The sequence below is a fragment of the Psittacicella gerlachiana genome (genome assembly GCF_003585965.1).
GTDB lineage: Bacteria > Pseudomonadota > Gammaproteobacteria > Enterobacterales > Psittacicellaceae > Psittacicella > Psittacicella gerlachiana.
Genome location: NZ_NRJF01000188.1, coordinates 1 through 6,538, shown reverse-complemented (window position 1 = coordinate 6,538; position 6,538 = coordinate 1). Strand labels below are relative to the sequence as shown.

Sequence of the window (6,538 nt, the reverse complement as noted above, 5' to 3'; positions counted from 1 at the left end):
TTAATTGAGCTATCTAAATTAATTTTATTTAGCTGGTTTATTAAAGATTTCATCGCGCATGGTCTCGAGGTTATTAGCACCATCTAAATTATAAATACGATTGATGATTACTTTGAGATCAGAATTAAAGTTATCGGTGTTTGTATTACTCAATAACCTATTTCTTGGACTATTCTTTTTCAATGCAACGAGAAAAGCATTAACATCGGAGTTTTTGGTGAGATTGTCTAGCTTCGCAATAGAACGATCATTTAAAATAGTTTCTTTTAATTTCGTTTCTAGCTTTTCTCTTTCCTCTTGATTCTTAATCTGATATTTCTTAAAGAATTTGTCGAGACCGTATTCTGCTTCTCTATTAAGGAAAGAAGAAATCGCTTGCTTATAGTTACCATCTTTTTGTAATTGATCAATAAGCTCACAAGCCCTTTGCGGGTGATCTGAAAGTATTCTAGCGATTTGGAGACTATCTTTATTGTGTAATAACTGACTATCTTTTCTTAGCTGTTCTAAATATACTTGCGGAACTTCAGTTGCTGGTGTATCTGCAAGAATTTTATTAAGAAGATTAAAGAGATAATTATTATCAATTTGTAGATGACGATTAGTATCACCTTCACGAGTGCTACGCATCACTAAATTAAAACTATTAATGAGATTATCATCTTCTAAGGCTTTACCCTTGTCTTCCTGTTGTTTACGAATCTCTTGGAGTTTTAATTTAAAAGGTTCGCCACAAATTGAAGGATTCCAGTTACTATTATAGTAGTCTTCACTGATTAAGCCGACATTCGCAAAAGATTGATCAGCAAATTCTTCAGAATAACCTTCAATTACTTGTCCTTCTGAGTTCACAACCGCTGGCTGAGTTTTTAGGAGAGTAACATTTGTGCCAAGGCGATTAGTGATTCTGACAATATCACGTACTTGCTCGTCATCTAAACCATCAGGATCTAGCTGTACTATAGATTCCACTTTATATTTTTGTTTAAATTTATTGAGCTCAGCGTGGATTCTTTCGGCAATCTCTTCCGGAGTTGGCGTAATAATGTTACTTGCCTCTAATTCCTTGTAGCTCATATTGGCATAGATTTTTAAGGCTTCAATGAGGTTTTTACGATTACGCACAGGAAGACGAACGTTAACTATATTCCCATATGCTTTATCGGCATTATAGATACGATTGGTACGTGAGTAAGCTTGAATTAATTTAGCTCCAGAAAGTACACGATCGACAATTAGCGTGTTTAATTGTGGAGCATCAAATCCTGTCAGCATTTTATCGACCACAATTACTATATCTAAATAGCTATTTTGGTTTTCTTCTGCAGACTTAGCAGGATCAAAAGTACTACGTTTAATTCGTTTGTAAACATCTGCTTCAAAGGTGTCAGATGAAACATTGGTATTAAAAGTACGATTGTAATGCTCAAGAATTATCGCTCTAATTTGATCATAGCCATACTCGATATCGCCTTGTTCGAGATTGAGCTTAATTTTTTCATGCGGATTAAACTCTTTGCTTTCAAAATCGATTTCGTCGTCATCCAGGGTTTGGGTGCGATTGAGATTAAAATCACTAAATAAGGTAGTAAAACGTAATGGTTTTTTGAGCTTTTCGTTTTGCTTTTTTAACTCAAAGAAAATGCGGATGGCATTTTTAATACTTGAGGTAGTGATCATCCCATTGAACTTGCGATTTTGAGTTAGACGATCCCACTTGTTCAGAATCTCTTTAACTACCGTTACAATACGATTTTTGGCAAATGCAGAATCCTTTTTGATATGGTATTCATAAAAGTCATCTAGCATACTTTCGAGTTTTTGGGGATCAATTTCATGTTCATTAATATAAATTTGATCGACCTTATCTTTACCAAAATGTTCTCTGAGTTTTTGGATTAATTCATCGTCATAGTGTTCATTCTCAATCTCTTGAGTAGTTACATTAGTAAAGAGGGCATTAAAGCCAAGAACACTTTTATCATAAATTGCTTGGGCAATGGTATAGCTATGAATGCGTTCGCCAAAGATGCTATCAGAGTTTTTATCACTAGCATTAAAGTTCGGAGTGCCGGTGAAACCAACCCAAGCGGTATATTTAAACTCTTTACGAACTTGCTCTAGAGTTTGCCCTGACGTTGAACGGTGAGCTTCATCGACAATAAAGAGAATATTTTTATGACGAATATTTTCTTGTTGAGCAGAGCTAGCTTGGTTGAATACTCGTCCTAATTTTTGGATGGTTGTGATAATAATATCTTTACTATTATCATTAAGATTCTCAATTAGGCTCTGAGTTTTCTCGCTCGTTCTTACGCCACGGACATGAGAAGATTTAGCTTCATCGGCACTAGTCGCAAGATAGCTCTTAAAGCTCGCCACCGTTTGTGAATCTAAGTCTTTACGGTCAACTACAAACACGACTTTATCAATATTATCAAGTTCTTTAGCTAAACTTGCAATCTTAAAGCTAGTTACGGTTTTTCCTGATCCCGTAGTATGCCATACATAACCTAGGAGATTAGTTACTGATTCATGAGGATTGTGGTTGTAATCGACCTCGAGATGTTGTTTATCCGCTGTATATTTTAATTGGTTAAACTTATTATTTTGGTCGAGGTTTCTTAGCATTTGCTCAATACGATCTAAAGTGATGCGTACGGCTTCAGTTTGGTACTTACGCATTACCATAATATAACTATTATGGTCATTTTTTACCGTAACTATATAGTTGCTAATTAACTCATGAGCACTTTTAGGATTGAGAAACGAAGCAAGAAAGTTTAGTGAGTTTTTTGACTCAACTTCAATTCCTTGAGGAATTTCTAAATCTCCATACTTCATTGGAGTTTCAATATTATTAGGCACTGTCCACTTAAAGATAAATGAATCTTTAATTTTGTCGCTAGGACGAGCAAAGTACATTGCTGTTGTTGGCGTCAGTCCAACTAAAACTTGAGTCGTAAGAAAGAGATCTTGATTATTAGTATTAAAGCTTCTTAAGTAGCGTTGTAGTTGATCTTTAAGGTCTCTCTTGGTTCTTGCTCTTTTATTTTCAATGAGAATTAAAGGAAATCCATTAATCAGGAGCACTAAATCAAAAGTATAATCTTTATAATTAAATTGTCGGAGTATTTGATAATGTACTTGATACTGAGGGTACTTAGCTTTTGCGTTTGCCGATAATTGCGGTGAAGCAAATAAAATTAAACTTATCTCTTTATCTGTACCATCAGGTAAAGTACGTTTTAAAGAAGTATACTCACTAATTCCGCCTACGCCTCGTAAGAAAATAGCAGTGTTTACAGGAATTTCACTGGTTCTTTTTGCTTCACTCCCATAGATCTCATTAAAAATATACTCTTTAATGAGATTAAATTCTTTATCACTCAGGGTTGCTGAACCTGATTTCTCAAGGATATCTCGGTTATTGTGTTCAATAATGCTTCTGAGATTTTGTTCGAGCTTATAGATATTGTTAACTTCTCGTGCGTATTCCCAAGAGAGTTGATGTTCAGGATCATTAATTGCTTGTTCAAGATCAAATTGTACTTGCTCTTGTTGCACCCGTGGAAAGAGTTGGGAATTTTTCGTTAAGAAAGTGATAACACTTTCTTCAAATAAATGTTCATCATCTAGATTACTGAATTTAATCGTCATATTGTAGTCAGGAGTTATATGGTAATATGATTGGATTTAAAAATGTTTTTCTTTAGTTTTAATTATATATCATAAGCAAATTTAAGGTAAGAAAAACTTAGATTTTTGGTCTAAATTCCTAGGAGATGTAAAATAAGGGTATAAATTTTAGGTCTAGAAAAAAGGGAGCAGCCACTTTTGCAAAAATGGTTGCTCCCTTTTTTGAGGAGTTGTTTAAATTCTTACCAGAATTATCTCAAAGCTAATGCTAAAAGTACTCATACTTAAAGTTGTGATTTCTAAAAGTATTATCTCTCCTGAGTAACTAATTTAACTTTAGTTCTAAATAACTTGGCTAAAACAATTTTATAATTTTTAGAGACAAAAAACATGTAACCCCAGAGGAGTTACATTTTCCATAAACGAGAATTTAATATCTACAAAAAGACAAGTTTTCTAAATTACTTCTTAAGTATCACTCTTTTATTATTTAATAATAAACATTTCCTATATGGACAAAGATTATCAATTAAAGAAGAATGGGTAATTAAGTTAATTTAGCACTTATTTGAAATAAGCTTATGTATATTATACAAAAATTTAAATTTGGGAGAAATAAAAAGTGTAAATTTGCGACATGGCTCACAAAATAAGCGATCAAAAATGATAAAAAATTGTAGTTTTGAGATCAAAAAATATAATTTAGCGTTGTTGCTCTTAGATTTCAAAGTATGCAAAAGCAACCTTAAAGAGACTTTAAGGTTGCATAGACACATGAAAAAAATCTTTTACTTGAGCTATAGCTGAAGTTTAGCTAATCAGAATAAGATTAGTAGAATAATCTAAAGCCAGTAGCTACTTGGGTATTTTGTAAGTGATTTAAAGTACCACGGGTTGTTGTTGAACCTGTGTTATTTGATTGTGAAGAGTTAGAACGTAAGCCTTCAACAAAGTATTTTAAAGTAAAAGCATCACCTTGGTAGCTGTCATAGATATAGTACTCACCACCTAAGTAAGCAAATTTGTCTTTAGTATATCTAAATAATTGGGTGCTAGTACTATAGTTAGATTTGCTATATTTATAGATGTAACCTGTATATAAAGTTAAACCTTTAACAAAAGTGTCATAGTGAGCAACATCAAAACCTACAGAAGTGCTGTAGTTAGCTCTGGTCCAAGTATCACGATTTTGTTTGCTGGTTGAGATGTTTGCACGTAAGCGTAAATTATTGTACCCTGGAACAGGACGTACATCTGCAAATAATTCAAAAGCTAAAGTATTAGTATAGCCTGTAAAGTTTGTTGAACCATTAGCAACACGACGACCAGTTACGTTTAAGTAAACAGAGTTGTTACGATCAAATTTCCAACCAAATGAAGCTTGCATATCACGATCGTATTTGTAGTTACCATCTGCAAAAGTATTAGTACTACGTTTTGCAGAAGTAGAAACTGCAAAACGATAAGGTACATTTGGATTTGAAGTTAGGTCGTAACGTAGGGTCCAATCTGCATAGAGCAGGTAAGCATCAGATGAAGCTGAGTAAGGAGTGCTTACGTAGTTAGTAGAAGTACCAAAATCATTTTGATCTGCAGCTCCTTGTTCTTGGTTAGCAATATTAGCTAAGCCTGGAGCGATAGTTACTTTACCAAATGAGAAATTCTCAAAGTAAACGTATAAACGCTCAAAACGTGGATCAGTTACTGAGTGATCGTGTAATTTAGTGTTACCTCTATTGTTAGTGTAAACTAAAGATTTTTTCGTAGTGAAGTAAGTAGCATAAGGATAACCGACACGAGTTCTTGAAACCGTAGTGTTCTGTACTGTAGCGTGAGTACTTACCCATTGAGCTCCAACACGAGCATGGAAGCCTAAGTTAGTCGTTGGATTTAACCAAGCTTTACCATTTAAAGTAAAACGAGTACGGAAACCATAAGTACTTTTATAGTCATCGGCAGCTGTGCTACGGTTATATAAAGAAGTAGTTTTGTCTTCGTAGGAGTAGATTGCACGAAGATCAGCACCTACAGAAACATAAGAGCGACCATCTGCCGAAGTGAATACATTTACGTAAGCAAAAGAACTAGTAGCAAGACCAGTTAAAGCAAGAGCTAAGAGAGTTTTTTTCATATCTATCTTATGATTTAATCTTTTAATTGTTATGGAAAGAAAAATAAGATTGAATCAAAGATAACTAGGAGTAAGTTGTTTAGACGGGTAATGAGGAAAGATAAATGCAAGTTAATCAAGTTAACTTGCACTTGAAAGGAATTGTTATCCGCAAGACAAGACTAAACTTTTTAATATGGAAATTGTAAATGGGGTTACCCCATTTAAAAAGATCGTCGATCTTTTTAAAGAACTTATTTCCAGATTTGATAAATATTTCTATCCTTAAAAGGAAACCTTTAGAGGCTAGAAGAGGATTACTTATAACCTAGAAATCTTGTTCTCCATTAAGTCTTTTATAGCGGTAGAGGAAAATACTTCTATAAAAGAACTTTATCTTATGGTATCTAATTATTTGAGTTTGAGAATTGTGGAAAGAAGTAAACTCTTATAATTTTATCCTCATTATACTGAGATTTATTTTTGTGAACTAAAAAATCTCTCGAAAATAAGCTAATTTTTTCTTACCTTTGGGGTGTGTCTTGCAAATGAAAGGTAAAATCATATATTTTTGGTATCAAAAGTTATTATTTGTTTATTGTTAAGGGGTAGGATAAAGTTGTTTGAGCTTTTTTAATAAATCGGATTCAAGGAAAAAGTAACAAATTAGGCATGTTAATCGCTAAATGTAACTAAAAATATAATTTTTACCTTGCAAAAGGTAGATGTTGCAAAGTTAAAAAACTAATAATAGGAAGTTGACTGCGACCTCAAGTAAGCTTCTAGTCT

2 protein-coding genes are annotated in these 6,538 nt (G+C 33.4%); both read right to left on the bottom strand.

Annotated elements, in window-relative coordinates; translation table 11 throughout:
* Positions 1-24: 24 nt before the first annotated feature.
* The gene (locus CKF59_RS06245) at positions 25-3,660 is read right to left on the bottom strand and encodes a type I restriction enzyme subunit R domain-containing protein (RefSeq protein ID WP_119535089.1); all 3,636 of its coding nucleotides are present in this window, start codon (positions 3,658-3,660) and stop codon (positions 25-27) included.
* Positions 3,661-4,468: 808 nt separating this feature from the next.
* Positions 4,469-5,770: a hypothetical protein gene (locus CKF59_RS06240; protein WP_119535088.1), complete on the bottom strand. Its 1,302-nt coding sequence runs from the start codon at positions 5,768-5,770 to the stop codon at positions 4,469-4,471.
* Between the last annotated feature and the right edge of the window lie 768 nt (positions 5,771-6,538).

Bases quoted from the DNA above. Each gene is read 5' to 3' on its own strand.
- CKF59_RS06245 (WP_119535089.1), bottom strand. From the start codon at position 3,660: ATGACGATTAAATTCAGTAATCTAGATGATGAACATTTATTTGAAGAA.
- CKF59_RS06240 (WP_119535088.1), bottom strand. From the start codon at position 5,770: ATGAAAAAAACTCTCTTAGCTCTTGCTTTAACTGGTCTTGCTACTAGT.